General features: G+C 67.1%; 17 protein-coding genes and 1 tRNA gene. 7 read left to right on the top strand and 11 right to left on the bottom strand.

The annotated features are described in order from the left end of the window. Positions 1-15: 15 nt before the first annotated feature. Genes KF910_RS11485 through KF910_RS11460 form a run of 6 tightly spaced genes read right to left on the bottom strand, consistent with a single transcriptional unit; the run spans position 16 to position 4,035 of the window. The gene (locus KF910_RS11485) at positions 16-1,038 is read right to left on the bottom strand and encodes an NADP-dependent oxidoreductase (RefSeq protein WP_099957406.1); all 1,023 of its coding nucleotides are present in this window, start codon (positions 1,036-1,038) and stop codon (positions 16-18) included. A 45-nt stretch (positions 1,039-1,083) separates the two neighbouring features. Further along, positions 1,084-1,509 carry a nuclear transport factor 2 family protein gene (locus KF910_RS11480; protein WP_206289432.1) on the bottom strand — a complete coding sequence of 142 codons (426 nt, stop codon included), beginning with the start codon at positions 1,507-1,509 and terminating at the stop codon, positions 1,084-1,086. Positions 1,510-1,529: 20 nt separating this feature from the next. Continuing rightward, positions 1,530-1,979: a VOC family protein gene (locus tag KF910_RS11475; RefSeq protein WP_099957405.1), complete on the bottom strand. Its 450-nt coding sequence runs from the start codon at positions 1,977-1,979 to the stop codon at positions 1,530-1,532. Between the two features lie 2 nt (positions 1,980-1,981). Then, the gene (locus tag KF910_RS11470; protein WP_099957404.1) at positions 1,982-2,374 is read right to left on the bottom strand and encodes an ester cyclase; all 393 of its coding nucleotides are present in this window, start codon (positions 2,372-2,374) and stop codon (positions 1,982-1,984) included. Positions 2,375-2,416: 42 nt separating this feature from the next. Then, the gene (locus KF910_RS11465) at positions 2,417-3,073 is read right to left on the bottom strand and encodes an NADPH-dependent F420 reductase (RefSeq protein WP_099957403.1); all 657 of its coding nucleotides are present in this window, start codon (positions 3,071-3,073) and stop codon (positions 2,417-2,419) included. Beyond that, on the bottom strand, positions 3,070-4,035 hold the full coding sequence (locus tag KF910_RS11460; protein WP_099957402.1) for an SDR family NAD(P)-dependent oxidoreductase: 966 nt from the start codon (positions 4,033-4,035) through the stop codon (positions 3,070-3,072). The genes KF910_RS11465 and KF910_RS11460 overlap by 4 nt, the downstream gene beginning before the upstream one ends. A 148-nt stretch (positions 4,036-4,183) precedes the next feature. Between KF910_RS11460 and KF910_RS11455 the strand changes: the two genes are divergently transcribed. Beyond that, positions 4,184-4,765 (top strand): TetR/AcrR family transcriptional regulator, encoded by a 582-nt coding sequence (locus tag KF910_RS11455; RefSeq protein WP_099957401.1) that lies wholly within the window; start codon positions 4,184-4,186, stop codon positions 4,763-4,765. Positions 4,766-4,841: 76 nt separating this feature from the next. Here the strand turns inward: KF910_RS11455 and KF910_RS11450 are convergent, their stop codons facing one another. Together KF910_RS11450 and KF910_RS11445 are read right to left on the bottom strand one after the other, a co-directional pair. Then, positions 4,842-5,405, bottom strand: a complete 564-nt coding sequence (locus KF910_RS11450) for a carboxymuconolactone decarboxylase family protein (protein ID WP_099957400.1) — start codon at positions 5,403-5,405, stop codon at positions 4,842-4,844. A gap of 9 nt (positions 5,406-5,414) precedes the next feature. Beyond that, positions 5,415-6,311: a LysR family transcriptional regulator gene (locus KF910_RS11445; protein ID WP_099957399.1), complete on the bottom strand. Its 897-nt coding sequence runs from the start codon at positions 6,309-6,311 to the stop codon at positions 5,415-5,417. 147 nt (positions 6,312-6,458) lie between these two features. Between KF910_RS11445 and KF910_RS11440 the strand changes: the two genes are divergently transcribed. The 3 genes from KF910_RS11440 to KF910_RS11430 are packed head-to-tail and all read left to right on the top strand — an operon-like array spanning position 6,459 to position 8,490. Then, on the top strand, positions 6,459-6,863 hold the full coding sequence (locus KF910_RS11440) for a Dabb family protein (RefSeq protein ID WP_099957398.1): 405 nt from the start codon (positions 6,459-6,461) through the stop codon (positions 6,861-6,863). 5 nt (positions 6,864-6,868) lie between these two features. Further along, a complete protein-coding gene (locus KF910_RS11435; protein ID WP_099957397.1) occupies positions 6,869-8,041 on the top strand; it encodes an alpha/beta hydrolase family protein in 1,173 nt (390 codons plus the stop codon). A 5-nt stretch (positions 8,042-8,046) separates the two neighbouring features. Continuing rightward, positions 8,047-8,490 (top strand): ester cyclase, encoded by a 444-nt coding sequence (locus KF910_RS11430; protein WP_165080825.1) that lies wholly within the window; start codon positions 8,047-8,049, stop codon positions 8,488-8,490. A 130-nt stretch (positions 8,491-8,620) separates the two neighbouring features. Here KF910_RS11430 and KF910_RS11425 read toward each other — a convergent pair. After that, a tRNA-Arg gene (locus KF910_RS11425) sits at positions 8,621-8,697 on the bottom strand. Positions 8,698-9,006: 309 nt separating this feature from the next. On the opposite strand from KF910_RS11425, the gene KF910_RS11420 reads away from it, so the two are divergent. Continuing rightward, the gene (locus KF910_RS11420; RefSeq protein ID WP_292262983.1) at positions 9,007-10,302 is read left to right on the top strand and encodes a hypothetical protein; all 1,296 of its coding nucleotides are present in this window, start codon (positions 9,007-9,009) and stop codon (positions 10,300-10,302) included. A 38-nt stretch (positions 10,303-10,340) separates the two neighbouring features. Beyond that, positions 10,341-11,567 (top strand): CaiB/BaiF CoA transferase family protein, encoded by a 1,227-nt coding sequence (locus tag KF910_RS11415; protein ID WP_292262981.1) that lies wholly within the window; start codon positions 10,341-10,343, stop codon positions 11,565-11,567. Here KF910_RS11415 and KF910_RS11410 read toward each other — a convergent pair. Together KF910_RS11410 and thpR are read right to left on the bottom strand one after the other, a co-directional pair. Continuing rightward, entirely contained in the window at positions 11,564-12,127 is a 564-nt protein-coding gene (locus tag KF910_RS11410) for a GNAT family N-acetyltransferase (protein ID WP_292262979.1), read from the bottom strand. The genes KF910_RS11415 and KF910_RS11410 overlap by 4 nt on opposite strands. Then, positions 12,124-12,660, bottom strand: coding sequence for an RNA 2',3'-cyclic phosphodiesterase (gene thpR / locus KF910_RS11405; protein WP_292262977.1), 537 nt, complete (start codon positions 12,658-12,660; stop codon positions 12,124-12,126). The genes KF910_RS11410 and thpR overlap by 4 nt, the downstream gene beginning before the upstream one ends. Positions 12,661-12,789: 129 nt before the next feature. Here thpR and KF910_RS11400 point away from each other — a divergent pair, with 129 nt between their 5' ends. Further along, on the top strand, positions 12,790-13,539 hold the full coding sequence (locus KF910_RS11400; protein WP_292262975.1) for a Bax inhibitor-1/YccA family protein: 750 nt from the start codon (positions 12,790-12,792) through the stop codon (positions 13,537-13,539). Positions 13,540-13,575 lie beyond the last annotated feature (36 nt).

Below are 13,575 nucleotides of genomic sequence, written 5' to 3'. Positions count from 1 at the left end.
GCGCTCGACGGCGGATCAGTCGGCCCGGACAATCAGCTTCTTGCCGCTGTGGCTGCCGTCGAAAAGCTTCAGGAAGGTTTCGGGCAGGCTCTCGAAGCCTTTGATGAATTCCTCGCCGTAGATGATCCTGCCGCTCGTCACCAACGGCGTCATTTCCGCGAGGAATTCTGGAAACGTGTCCAGCACGTAAGGCGTCGCGAACGCCTTGATGCTGACGAAGCGGTAGTGGATCAGCGTGATCATCCGAGGCAGATAGTTGGTGCCCTTAGGCAGCTCGGTGTCGCTGTAATCGGCGATGGTCCCGCAGAGCGTCATCTTCGCGTCAGTGTTGAAATGCTCCATCAGCACCGGGAAAAGCGGGCCGCCGACATTCTCGAAAAACGCGTCGATGCCGTTGGGCAGTGCGCGGGCAACCTGCTGCTCAAGGTCGTCGGCCTTGTAGTCGATCGCTTCATCCAGGCCGAGCTCGCGCTTGAGGAAAGCCACCTTCTCCGGTCCGCCGGCTACACCGACGACGCGAAAGCCCCGCAGCTTGCCGAGCTGCGCCGCGGTCGAGCCCACCGATCCCGCCGCACCGGTGACGACCAGCGTGCCGCCGGGCTTGAAGTCGTGGACCTTGGTCATGCCGTACCAGGCGGTGAAACCGGTAAGGCCGAGAGGCCCGAGCGCGGTCGAGAGGGGCGCGATATTCGGATCGAGCTTGCGAAGGTCGGAGCCGTCCGACACCGCATAGTCCTGCCAGCCCGTCCAGGTCTGGACGTGATCGCCCACCGCGAAGTCCGGGTTGCGGCTCTCCTCGACCACCGCCACCGTCGGCCCGCCCATCGGATCGCCGATCTCGATGACCGGCCATTCGGACGAGCCGTTGCCCATCAGGTTGCGCTGATAGGGATCGATCGAGAACAGCGTGTTGCGAAAGAGCACCTCGCCGTCCTTCGGCGACGGGATCGCGCTTTCCACGAGCTCGAAGTCGCTGAGCCTGGCCTGGCCCTGGGGGCGGGCGGCGAGCGTGAACTGGCGGTTGGTCTTCCTCGTCATGCGAAATTCCTCGTGAAGCTTGATCGTTGAATGGCGTTACGGCGCTCAGCTCAGCGCGGCGATCAGCGCCGTGTCTTTGTTGGTGAAATCCGGGTCGACATAGATGCGCACGGCACGGATCAGGTCGCCGTCGAACTCGAAGACGTTGCAAAACAAGCCCTGGGAGATCTCGCCGTCCGGGAACGGCGTGCCGTCTGACGTCTCGCCCCACTCGCGCCCCTCGACCGCGATCGTGTCGCCGGCTTCGATGAAGGACAGGCCGTCGATGTCGTGCTCGAGCCTGCGCAGCACCTTCGCCATGCGGATCGTGAAGGTGCGCACTGCCTCCTTGCCGATCGCCGTGCCGAACTTGGGATAGGTCAACCGGATATCGTCGGTGTACAGGTCAAGGACGCGGGTATCGGCGGCATCGGCATAGCGGAAGAACTGCCGGATCATATCGCGCCGGTCGGTGGAGTCTGGGTTCGCCACTGCGGCTCTCCTGTCGACGCTCACGCGTCCTGGATGATCTCGATGAGGTTGCCCCAGGGATCGGCGAAGAAGCCGCCGCGTCGCCGGATCGGCTCATATTCGAGTGGGCCGGCGACGATCGTCACGCCGCGCCGCCCGAGCTCGGCAAGCGTGTCCTCGATGCTGTCGACCTTGAGGCAGAGATGGTGCCAGCCCCGCTGACCGAGTGAGGCCTCGATCTCCCCCGCTCCCGGGCGGTCGACGGCGCCGGGGCCAGCCGCGATCTCGATCTGGAAATCGTCGTCGTCCGGCGGCGCGAGGAAGCCCCACTTCAACCCGACCGCCTCGGTGGTGGCGGTCAGCCGGAAGTCGAGCTTCTCGGTGTACCAGGCAACGGCTGCGTCGAAATCGGGCACGCGCACGCCGGCATGGTCGCCGCGCATCGACGCGAGCGGGCTGGACGGCTTTCGGGGCGGTGAGAACAGCGCCATCGTCAGGCGCTCAGCTGCCGGGCGACCGCCTCGGCATCATGGATCGCCGCCATGTGCTTGAAGCGGCCGTCGATCACCTGATAGACGGCATATTCGACGACCTCGAACGAGGCGCCGGTCGGCTCGACACCAACGAAGGTCTTGGCCGGGGTGCCAGTGTTCACGAGCTGCGCGCCGAGCCGGTCGCCGTCGATGATGAGGTTCGTCAGCTCCCAGTGAAGGTCTGGAACCGCGCCGGCCTCTTCCCGCTGCACCGCGAGGATGTCCTCGCGGGTGGCCGGCTTGCCATTGAGGGTGACCTCGTCATGGATGAATGTGTCCATGACATCGAAGTCCCTGGCATTCAGGGCGGCAATGTAGCGATCGTAGAAATCGCGCAGGTCTGGGTTCGACATTGTTATCTCCATTGATCGGTCAGGTGGAAGCTTGCTGGATTCTCAGCTTGACGGTTGTCCGGGGCGGTGCGCGCGGGCGAGATTGGCGACCAGCTCGGCTCGGGTCTGAGCACTCTGCTTCCAGGCGGGCTGGCCCGGGCGGGTCCGCCAGGATTCGCTGAGAGGGCTGTTGTCGACGTTGTCGAAGCCGAACTGGTCGTAGAGCCGCGCGACGATCGCGACGGCCTCGGGAAAGTTGCTGGACGCGGACAGCGCCAGCCGGTCGGGTGCCCCGGAGGGTTTACCCCAGGTCAGAATCCGCGGCGCCTGGATGTGGGTGAACGCCTTCACCACCTTCGAAGCGGGGAGCTGCTCCTGCCGCAGCTCGTGCTCGGTCTTCTCGCCCGAGTCGACGATTCCGTAGTTGCCGTCGCGCCACGGCATATAGTTGTTGGTGTCGATCACGACCTTGCCCGCGAGCGCATCAGCCGGCATGTCGTTGACCAGCTTGAGCGGCGCCGCGACGACGACAAAATCGCCGGCGGCAGCGGCTTCCGCCGCCGTGGCAGCGCGCGCCGCCGGACCGAGTTGTTCGACGAGATCGGCCAACGTCTCGGGCCCGCGCGAGTTGGCGAGCACGACCTCATAGCCGCTGGCGATCGCCGCACGCGCGATATGACTGCCGACCTCGCCCGCGCCGATGATGCCGATGGTGGTCATGCGGCCCCGACCAGCGCTTCGCTCCTGGCCCAGAGCTGCCGCGCCTTTCCCTCATCGAGCGCATAGGAGCGCACGCCATCGGCGAAGGGGTTGGGCGTGTCGTCGACTGTCGCAACACGGACATCTTCGAGATACCTACCGCCGATCTCGTCTCCGTCTGCAACGACCGCGGCCCAGACCGTCGTCGCGGCCGCCTGACCGACGTCCTTCAGTTCCGCTGGCGGCAGCCCCGCCTCGGCGCGCGCATTGCCCACGGTCTGGAACAGGCCGTTCAGCTCCTCTTCGCTGAAGTTGCGGGGAAGGTCGGTCAGGCTGTTGCCGGGCATGACCGCGGCCGCGCGGATGCCGCGGGCTCGATGGCGGCGGTCGAACTCGACGGCGAACAGCGCATTGGCCGTTTTCGACCGGCCATAAGCGACGAACGGCTCGTATTCCTGCCGCTCGAAATTGGGATCGTCCAGATCCACGTCCGCGACGCGATGCGCCTGCGACGACAGCACCACGAGGCGGCCGCCGTCGACAAACAACGGCTCGATCCGGGTGACGAGCGCGAAGTGGCCGAGGTGGTTGGTCCCGAACTGCGTCTCGAAGCCGTCGGCGGTCCTGCCAGCGGGCGTTGCCATTATGCCGGCATTGGCGATGATGGCATCAAACCGGCGGCCGTCGGCGAGCAGCCTGTCCGCGGCGGCCCGAACACTCGCCAACGACGCAAGGTCGAGCTCGATCAGTTCGAGGCTGCCGCCGGCGGTTTCGGCCTCCTTAAGGACCGGCACCGTCGCCGCCTCCGCCTTTGCGATGTCTCTCACCGCGCCGACGACGCTGGCGCCGCGCGCGACCAGCGCCCGCGCCGTCTCCAGCCCGATCCCCGACGAGATGCCCGTGATAAGGTAGCGCTTTCCCGAAAGATCGATACCGGCGAGGACCTCGTCGGCGGTCGACCGGGCGTTGAAATTGTCTGTCATTTTCACTCCTGCTGACCATCGCGCCAGTGAGCCAACCCCGGCCATCCGATAACATAACGGACATTACGATAATGACTGTTACGGAATCTGGACAAACAGAGTCAAGCGGTTTAGTAATGACCGTTATGAAAAGTGGGGAGCCGACCTGATGGGACGTCGTCGTGAGTTCAATGAGGTGGAAGTGCTCGACGCCGTGCTCCCGGTTTTCTGGCGAAAGGGCTATGAAGGCACGTCCTATGCCGATCTGGTCGATGCGGCCGGCGTGGAGCGGCCGGCGCTCTATTCGGCGTTCGGAAACAAGGAAGCGCTCTTCCGCAAGGCGCTGGCCCGCTATGAGGAGCTGTATCTCCACTATATTCCCGAGGCGCTCGAGCTGCCTACGGCGCGTGACGTCGCGGCGCACTTCCTGCGCAGCACGGTCGAGCTCAATACGCGTTTTGAGGATCGCACCGGCTGTCTGGGCATCAATGGAGCAATGGCGGGCGGCGAAGAGGCCGAGCCGGTGCGCCAAGCGCTGGTTGCGTTTCGCGCAGCCGGCCAGCAGCGCTTCCGCGAGCGCTTCGAAAGCGCCAAGGCGGAGGGTGATTTGCCCGAGGCCGCGGACCCCGCCGTGCTGGCCGCCTACGTCATGACGGTCAGCCAGGGGATCGCGGTGCAAGCCAAGGCCGGGGGCTGCCGCGCGCTGCTGCACGCGGTGGCGGAACAGGCGCTGGCGTCCTGGCCGACGTAGGTCGGCACGCGCGGCGACCCTGCCCGAATGCGCGCGGAACTCACCCTGGGATTGCGTGCGGAGCGGCGTGACTGGATCAGTTCTCGGGAACCGGCACGTCGAACGCGTTCAGCAGAATGCAGATCACGGTGTAGCTGGCGACCAAGAATGCGAGTTCGCCCACACCTTCGTTGCCAAACAGCGCTCGTGCCTGTTCGTAGGTCGAGGCGGGCACCGAGCCGCCGCCGGTCGCCGCCGTCACGAAGTCGAAAGCGGCAGCCTGCATCTCGTCGAGATCCGGCGGACGCTGGCCGGCGGCGATCGCCGCGATCAACGGTCTCGGCAATCCTGCCTCCACCGCCATCTTCTCGTGGGAATAGAGTTCGTATCGCGCCTTGAAGCGCGCGCCGACCGCCAGGATCACCACCTCCCGCACCGTCTCCGGCAGGGTCGCGCCTCCGACCAGCGAGTCGAGAAACGCGAACGCCGGCGCGCCGAACCGCGGGAAGTGCAGCAGCGCCGGGAACGGACCGATCAGCGCGCCGTCCGCGTCCTGCGAGGCGAAGGCCGACAGGCTTCGTCCCATGCGCTCGACGATCGCGTCGTGCAGGGCACGCACCTCCGGTGAAAGATCATTGGGCGGGATCGGCGGCAGGCGCATGGCGGATCCTCAGGGCTGACCGGGAAAATGGTCGCGGATCAGCGCTGCGACATGGGCGACGGCGACGTCGCCCTGCGCGCGATTGGCGACGGCGAGGTGCAGCGGAAAACCCTCGACCGCGATCGGCGGCTCGCAATAGTGCAGCTCGGGTTCGTGATGCATGCACGCGCGCGGCAGCATGGCGATGAGGTCGCTGGCCAGCAGCAGCGGCGGCACCATCAGGAAACTCGGCACGGTGATCCCGACCCGCCGCCTGCGTCCGAGCAGCGCGAGCTGGTCGTCGAGCGGCGTGCGGCGGCTCCCGCGCGCCGAAAGGACGACGTGCGGAAAAGCGAGCCAGCGGTCGAGATCGAAGTCCTGCGCCGCCGGATGCCCGCGCCGCATGGCGACGCAATAGCGCTCGACATAGAGTTCGGTGCGCACGAATCCGCTGCCGGCCTGCGGCAGAACCGAGATGGCGACGTCGGCCTGGTCGCGCGCGAGCGCATCGATAACGTCCTCGCTCTCGCGCCAGTGCAGCAGCACCAGGCTGATGCCCGGCGCGGTGCGTCGGGTCTGCTCCCACAGGATCTGGAGCAGCGTGAGCGCGGGAATATCGGTGGAAACGATGCGGACCGTGCGCTCCACCGTGGCCAGTTCATCAGGCGGGGCGCCAATCACAGCGCGAGCCTGTGTCAGCAACGCGCGGATCGGCTCGCGTAGTGCCTGTCCGCGCGCGGTGAGTTCCATCCCCCGGCCGGCGCGCACGAGGAGACGATCACCGAACAGCTTGCGACACCGGTCGAGCGCGCCCGAGACCGAGGGCTGGGCCATGCCGAGCCGGCGCGCCGCGCTGACGAGCTTGCGCTCCTCGAGCACGACATCCAGCACGACCAGAAGATTCAGATCGACATCCCTAAGGTCCATGTGACGAGGCTATCTGCCAATCGGCCGTGACGATAGACGGAACGCGGATCATCGCCGCTGTCGATTGTCCGATATAGGCCACGCCTATCGATCCCATCCGCTCTCGCGACGTTTACGGTTCAAGATCAATCGCCGGAGTACGCAGTCATGATTTTTCATTCGATCCGCTTCCAGTTGAAGGAGAGCGTGACGCCGGAGCAACTCGATCCCGTGCTCAAGCAGTTACACAAGATGGGCACCGAGATTCCGGTCATTCAGACTTACTGCGTCGGCCGCGATATCGGCGGTGACTTCGACTATGGCGCCACCTTCGTCGTCAAGAACATCGACGACTACAAGACCTACATGCATTCGCCGATCCACCGGAAGGTGGACGAGATCGGCCTGCCGCTGGTGGTCGACATGGTCTCGTTCGACGTCACCGACGAGGAGGACCCAACCATCCCCGACCAGATCAAGGCGATCCACAAGGAGCGGTTCGAAAGCGACCCAGCGCTCGCCAAGCTGGTGCAGGGCCTCAAGTCCTACTCCGGTAGCAGCAGGCCGGAGTGAACGCGATGGCGAAGCCCGTGCTCACCGCCACCGGCGGTGGCTACGCCCCGGACGGCTGGAAGCAGTGGCCCGAAGACGAGGAGTTCTCGGCCCAGTTCGTCCGCATCCTGGCCGCCGCGCAGGACGGCGCGAGCACGGTCGGCGAGTGCTTCCAGACGGCGGGCCGCATCCAGTCGGGCGATCGCGATGGCTGGCACGAGTCCTGGCTCACGCCGGCGGAACGCTCCGTTTCGCGCGCCGAAGCGGCCGAGGCCGCCGGTCATCGCCTGACTGCCCGTGCCAACTGGATCCGCGCGGCCAACTATTTTCGAACCGCCGAATTCTTCCTCGACCCGGCCGATCCCCGGCGCCTTTCGACATTCGACCGGATCGAGGCCTGCTCGCAGCGCGCGCTCACCTTGTTCGAGCCGGCCGGCGAGATCGCGCGCATCCCCTATGAAGATGGCACACATCTCGACGCCTATTTCCTGATCGCACCGGGCGAAGGGCGCCGCCCGGCGGTGATCGCCTTCGGCGGCCTCGACGAATATAAGGACGAGCTGATCCAGGAGATGGAGCGCTATGCGCTCGCCCGCGGCCTCTCGCTGCTGCTGGTCGACCTTCCCGGACAGGGTGGAACGCTGCGTCGGGAGGGAATCACCGCGCGACCGGACACCGAGGTGCCGGTGGGGGCCTGCATCGATTGGCTGCTTGGCCGCGATGATGTCGATCCCGGTCGGATCGGGGTCTACGGCGCGAGCCTGGGGGGCTATTACGTCACCCGCGCCGCCGCGCGCGAGCATCGCGTGGCCTGCGCCGTCTCAGACGCGGCGCAGTGGAAGGTGGCAAAGTCGGCGCAAGCGCTGTTGGCGCAGCCCAACAGCATGACGGCAGTGCTCTCGCGCTGGGTGTTCGGCGCGCGTGACATGGAGGAGTTGGTCACCGTCACCGAGCCGTTCGATCTCGAAGGCGTGGTCAAGGATATAGCCTGTCCCTTCCTAATCGTGGCGGGTGAGCTCGACAGCTTCGGCACCCACAACGCCGAGAGCGTATATGCAGAAGCCAAGGCGGCGGGCGTCGACGTGACGATCAAATGGTTTTCGCCCGAAGAGACCGGGGCCGCGCATTGCCAGATCGACAATCCGACCATCGGCATGGAGCTGATCTGCGACTGGCTCGCCGATCGGCTGGGGCGTTGAGCACCATGTCCGAAACCACTCTCGTCACGCTTGCCGAACGCTGGCGGCTGCTTTGGAACGGGGATCTGGCGCTGGGACGCGAGATCATCGCCGACGACTTCGTCGCCCATGCCGCGCCTATGACCGGATCGGGCGATGACCTCATTCGGGGACGTACGGCGCTCGAAGCCTGGATCTCAGGCATTCACGAATTGCTCGACGAGCTCGCCTTCACCTACGAGCTGGGGCCGATCACCCAGGGCAACCTGATGGCGGTGCGCTGGCGCGCGCGGGGCTGCTATCGTGGCGGCTTTCCCGGCAGTCCACCCGAAGCGATCGGCCGCGCGGTGACCTTCACCGGCACCGACAGCCTACGCACAGAAGATGGCTGCATCGTCGAATATTGGGGCAACGCAGACAGCCTGCTGTTCGTCCAGCAACTCGGTGTTCAGACGATGCCGGGCTACTAGCGACTCGCGCTACCCAATAGGGCCGCCACAGCGATGACTCGAACTGCATGCCGCTATCGGCCGCCGTATCCGCTGCGCTGGCGTACTCCCGGCGACGTTAGAGCAGGATACGGCGGCGAACGGCGGTATGTGGCGCACCCGACACGATTCGAACGTGTGGCCTCCACCTTCGGAGGGTGGCGCTCTATCCAGCTGAGCTACGGGTGCATTATGCTTACGCGGTGCTTACGCGAAAAATCTTAGAGTTGAAAGCGCCAACCTCGGTGCTCTCAAAGTGCTGTATTTCAAGTGTTTTTCGAACTCCTTCTCACAATCGTTCCGCTTGACATCAGCCTTCGGAGGGCAACGCTCTATCCAGCTGAGCTACGGGTGCGGACCGCCGTGCGGGGCGGAGCAAGGGCTCTACAGCATGGGCGGGGCGGCCTCAATCCCCTGCGCGCCAGGACGGCGCTTGGCGCAGCCCTCACGGCGCCCTAGCTTCGCGACCCCAACCGACCCCCGTCCGTGGAGAGGCCGATGCGCGCCCTGGTCCTGTCGATCCTGTTGCTGTTCTGGGGCGGGGCGGCCGCCGCCCAGCCTGCGCCTGCGCCGAGCGAGGCGGCCCGGACCCTGGACGCCGCCGCGCGCGACTATGTGGCCCTGATCCTGGAGATCGGCGAGCATGAGGACGGCTATGTCGACGCCTATTACGGACCGCCGGAATGGCTGGCGGCGGCCAAGGCCAACCCCCGGTCGGTCGCCGACCTGACCCAGGCGGCGGCCGCCCTGTCCGACCGGATCGCGGGGGCGCCCGACGCCGACCTGGACGCGATGGAGCGTCAGAGGAAGAAATATCTGCTGGCCCATGTCTCGGCCGCGGCGGCGCGACTGCGGATGATCTCGGGCCAGGTCATGGGCTTCGCCGACGAGGCCGAGGCCCTGTTCGGGGTGCGGCCGGACCTGCCGCCGCTGGAAAGCTTCGATCCGGTTCTGGCCGAGCTGGAGACCCTGGTTCCTGGCGAGGGCCCCCTGGGCGAGCGGATCACCGCCATGCGCGCCCACTACGTCATTCCCAAGGACCGGCTGGATGCGGTGATGCGGACGGCCATCGCCGAATGCCGCGCCCGCACGGCCCGGCGCATCGCCCTGCCGGACAACGAGCGCTTCACCCTGGAGTTCGTCACCGACAAGCCCTGGTCCGGGTATAATTATTACAAGGGCGACGCCGAGAGCCTGATCCAGATCAACACCGACCTGCCCATCTATATCGACCGGGCGGTCGATCTGGGCTGCCACGAGGGCTATCCGGGACACCACGTTTACAACGCCCTTCTGGAGCAGGCCTTCGTGCGTGACCGGGGCTGGGTGGAGATGAGCGTCTATCCGCTGTTCTCGCCGATGAGCCTGATCGCGGAAGGCAGCGCCAACTACGGTATCGACCTGGCCTTCCCCGGCCATGAGCGGACCGAATACGAGGCGCGGGTGCTGTATCCCCTGGCGGGGCTGGACCCGGCGACGGCCGAGGACGGCGGGCGGCTGGTGGCCTTGGCCGACCGGCTGAAACCGGCGGAATACACCATCGCCGACGACTTCCTGTCCGGCCGGGTGGGGCGCGAGGAGACGCTGGAGCGGATCCAGAAATACGGCCTGGCCGACCGGGCGCGGGCGATCCAGCGGCTGAGCTTCATCGAGACCTATCGCAGCTATGTGATCAACTATGGACTGGGCCGCGACATGGTGCGTGACTGGGTGGCGCGTCAGGGCCAGGATCACTGGCTGGGCATGAAGACCCTGCTGGCCAGCCAGACCCTGCCGGTCGACCTGGCCGACTGACACTTCCGGCCGGCGTCACGACCGGCTAGGTCAGGGCCATGAGCGACACAGCCACCCCCCGCCCGCTTGACGGCGTCCGCGTCCTGGACCTGTCGCGGGTTCTCGCCGGCCCCTGGGCGACCCAGGCTCTGGCCGATCTGGGGGCCGAGGTGATCAAGATCGAGCGGCCGGGCGCCGGCGACGACACCCGCCTGTGGGGGCCGCCCTTCGCCGAGGCCGCGGACGGCGGGTGCGGGGACGCGGCCTATTTCTTCGCCGCCAACCGGGGCAAGCGGTCGGTGACCCTGGACATGGCCCAGGCCGAGGGCGCCGAGATCATCCGCCGCCTGGCCGCCGACAGCCATGTGGTGGTCGAGAATTTCAAGGTCGGCGGTCTGAAGAAATACGGTCTGGACTACGCGGCCCTGTCGGCGGTCAATCCGGCCCTGGTCTATTGCTCGATCACCGGCTTCGGCCAGGACGGACCTGACGCGCACCGCGCCGGTTACGACTACATGATCCAGGCCATGGGCGGGCTGATGTCGATCACGGGCCAGCCGGACGGCGCGCCGGGGGCCGAGCCGATGAAGGTAGGAGTGGCGGTGGTCGATCTGTTCACCGGCCTCTATGCGTCCAACGCCATCCTGGCCGCTTTGATGCAGGCGCGGGCGACGGGCAGGGGCGCGCACCTGGACATCGCCCTGTTCGACGTCCAGGCGGCGATGCTGGCCAACCAGGCGACCAACTGGTTCGTCAGCGGCCGGACGCCGCGACGCCTGGGCAACGCCCATCCGAACCTGTCGCCCTATCAGCCCTTCGCCTGTTCCGACGGGGCGGTGGTGGTGGCGGTCGGCAACGACGGCCAGTTTCGGGCCCTGTGCGGCGCCCTGGGCCGGGCCGAACTGGGGACCGACCCCCGCTTCGCCGCCAACGCCCAGAGGGTCGAGAACCGCGAGGCCCTGACGCCCCTGCTGGCCCAGGAGACGGAGCGTTTCACCATGGCCGGGCTGATGAGCGCGCTGGAGGCGGCGGGCGTGCCGTGCGGACCGGTCAATACGGTGGACCAGGTCTTCGCCGAGCCCCAGGCGGTTCATCGCGGCCTGACGGTGGAGCAGAGCCGGCCCGACCTGGCCGCCCCGATCCGCACAGTCGCCTCGCCCATCCGGATGGACGGACGGCCCTGTGTCCATCCGGTTCCGCCCCCGGCCCTGGGCCAGGACGCCGAGGCGATCCTGGGCGCCCTGGGCCTGGACGTCGCGGCCCTGCGCGCGCGGGGCGTGGTCTAGATCGACAGACGGGTGCGGTTGATCGCCCAGTCGGCGCGGGACTGCCCCCATTTCTCGGCTTCGATCTGGTCATAGGGGGGCGGGCATCGGGTCATGCCCAGGACGCGCGAGCCCAGTTTCCGCGCCAGCTTCTGGGACGGGACGTTCTCCGGATCGATGCAGTGGATCACCTCGTCCCAGCCCAGGACGTCGAAGGCGTAGTCCAGGGCCGCAACCGCCGCCTCCAGCGCATAGCCCTTGCCCGCCGCGTCCGGATGGACGCCCCAGCCGACCTCGTTGCCGGGCCAGCCGTGCGGCCGCCACGGCCCGATCCGGCCCATCCAGAGGCCGCTGGATTTCTCGACCAGGCTGAACATGGCGACGCCGGTCAGGGTCCAGGCCCCCGCCATCGTCATCAGGCCGCGCCAGGCGATCTCGGGCGGCATGGGGCCGCCGATGAAGCGGGCGGAGGAGTCGGCCATGGCCTCGGCCCAGCGCGGGAAATCCTCCATCCGCGTCGGGCGCAGGATCAGCCGCGCCGTCTCGATCACTGGACCATCCGTTACGGGGCCGCCGGTCATAGAGGATACTCCCGTTCAAGCGCGTAATGGCTGCCGTCGTGGGTCAGGACGCTGGAATAGAGGCCGAACCGGTCCACCCGGATCGGCGGCGAGCGCAGCAGGTTGTGGCCCTGGATCCAGGCGGCGATCCGCGCCGGGTCGGCCTGGGGCTTCAGATAGGCCAGGGTGACGTGCGGGCGGTAGGCGCGCTTCTCCAGCTTCAGCCCGGCCCGTTCGCCCGCCGCCCGGCATCGCCCGGCCAGGACGTCCAGCCGGTCGTTCGGCGCCACCCCGGCCCAGACGGCGTGGGTGCGGTGGCCCTCGCCGAAGGCGCCGACGCCGCTCAGTTCGATCTCGAACGGCCCGCCGCCCGCCCGCGACAGTTCCGAGGCGACCTCGTCGGCCCGGCGCTCGTCCATCTCGCCGTAGAAGGCCAGGGTGACGTGCAGGGCCTCGGCCGGACGCCATTTCGCGCCAGGCAGGCCCGATTGGCGCCGGTTCAGGGTCTCGGCGACATCGGGTGGGATGGCGATGGCGGCGAACAGGCGGATCATGCGACCGTTGGTAGCGGGACCGATCAGGTCCGGAAAGGGCGGATTCTCTTGCGCCGCCGGGCCGCCGCCCCGATATTCGACGGCAAAGGCGGACGGCGGACCGTTCGCCATCGGGAGACGAGACGCGCGATGAGCGATTTCAGAAACGACTACGCCCGCACCGCGCCGGCCAGCCTGGACATGTCGGTCGACACCGGGCTGCGCGCCTTCATGCTGGGCGTCTACAACAAGCTGGCCCTGGGCCTGGTCCTGGCGGGCGCCCTGGCCTGGGTGACGGGCAATGTCCCGGCGGTCCAGCAGTATCTCTACACCACCACGGCCGACGGCCGGCTCAGCCTGACCCTGCTGGGCATGGCGCTGCAGTGGTCGCCGCTGGTCATGCTGTTCGGCTCGATGTTCTTCATGCGCAATCCGTCGCCGCGCGGGGCCAGCCTGCTGTACTGGGCCGTGGTGGCGACCATGGGCGCCTCCCTGGGCTGGATCTTCCTGATCTACACCGGCGCGGGCATCGCCCAGACCTTCTTCGTCACGGCGGCGGCCTTCGGCGGCTTGAGCCTGTTCGGCTATACGACCAAGCGCGACCTGTCGCCGATCGGCACCTTCCTGATCATGGCGGTGATCGGCCTGATCATCGCCTCGGTGGTCAACATCTTCCTGGCCTCCAGCGCCCTGTACTGGATCATCTCCGGCGCGGGCGTGCTGATCTTCTCGGGCCTGATCGCCTATGACACCCAGAAGCTGAAGATGACCTACTACGCCCTGGGCGGGAACCAGGCCGGCATGGCCGTGGCCACCAGCTATGGCGCCCTGAACCTGTTCATCGACTTCCTGAACCTGTTCCTCTTCCTGCTGCGCTTCATGGGCGGCAACCGGAACTGATCGGTCCGGAACACGACGCGAAAGGCCCCGGTTCAC

This window comes from Brevundimonas sp., from assembly GCF_019636155.1.
GTDB lineage: Bacteria > Pseudomonadota > Alphaproteobacteria > Caulobacterales > Caulobacteraceae > Brevundimonas.
This window is presented reverse-complemented; position numbering and strand designations above follow the sequence as displayed.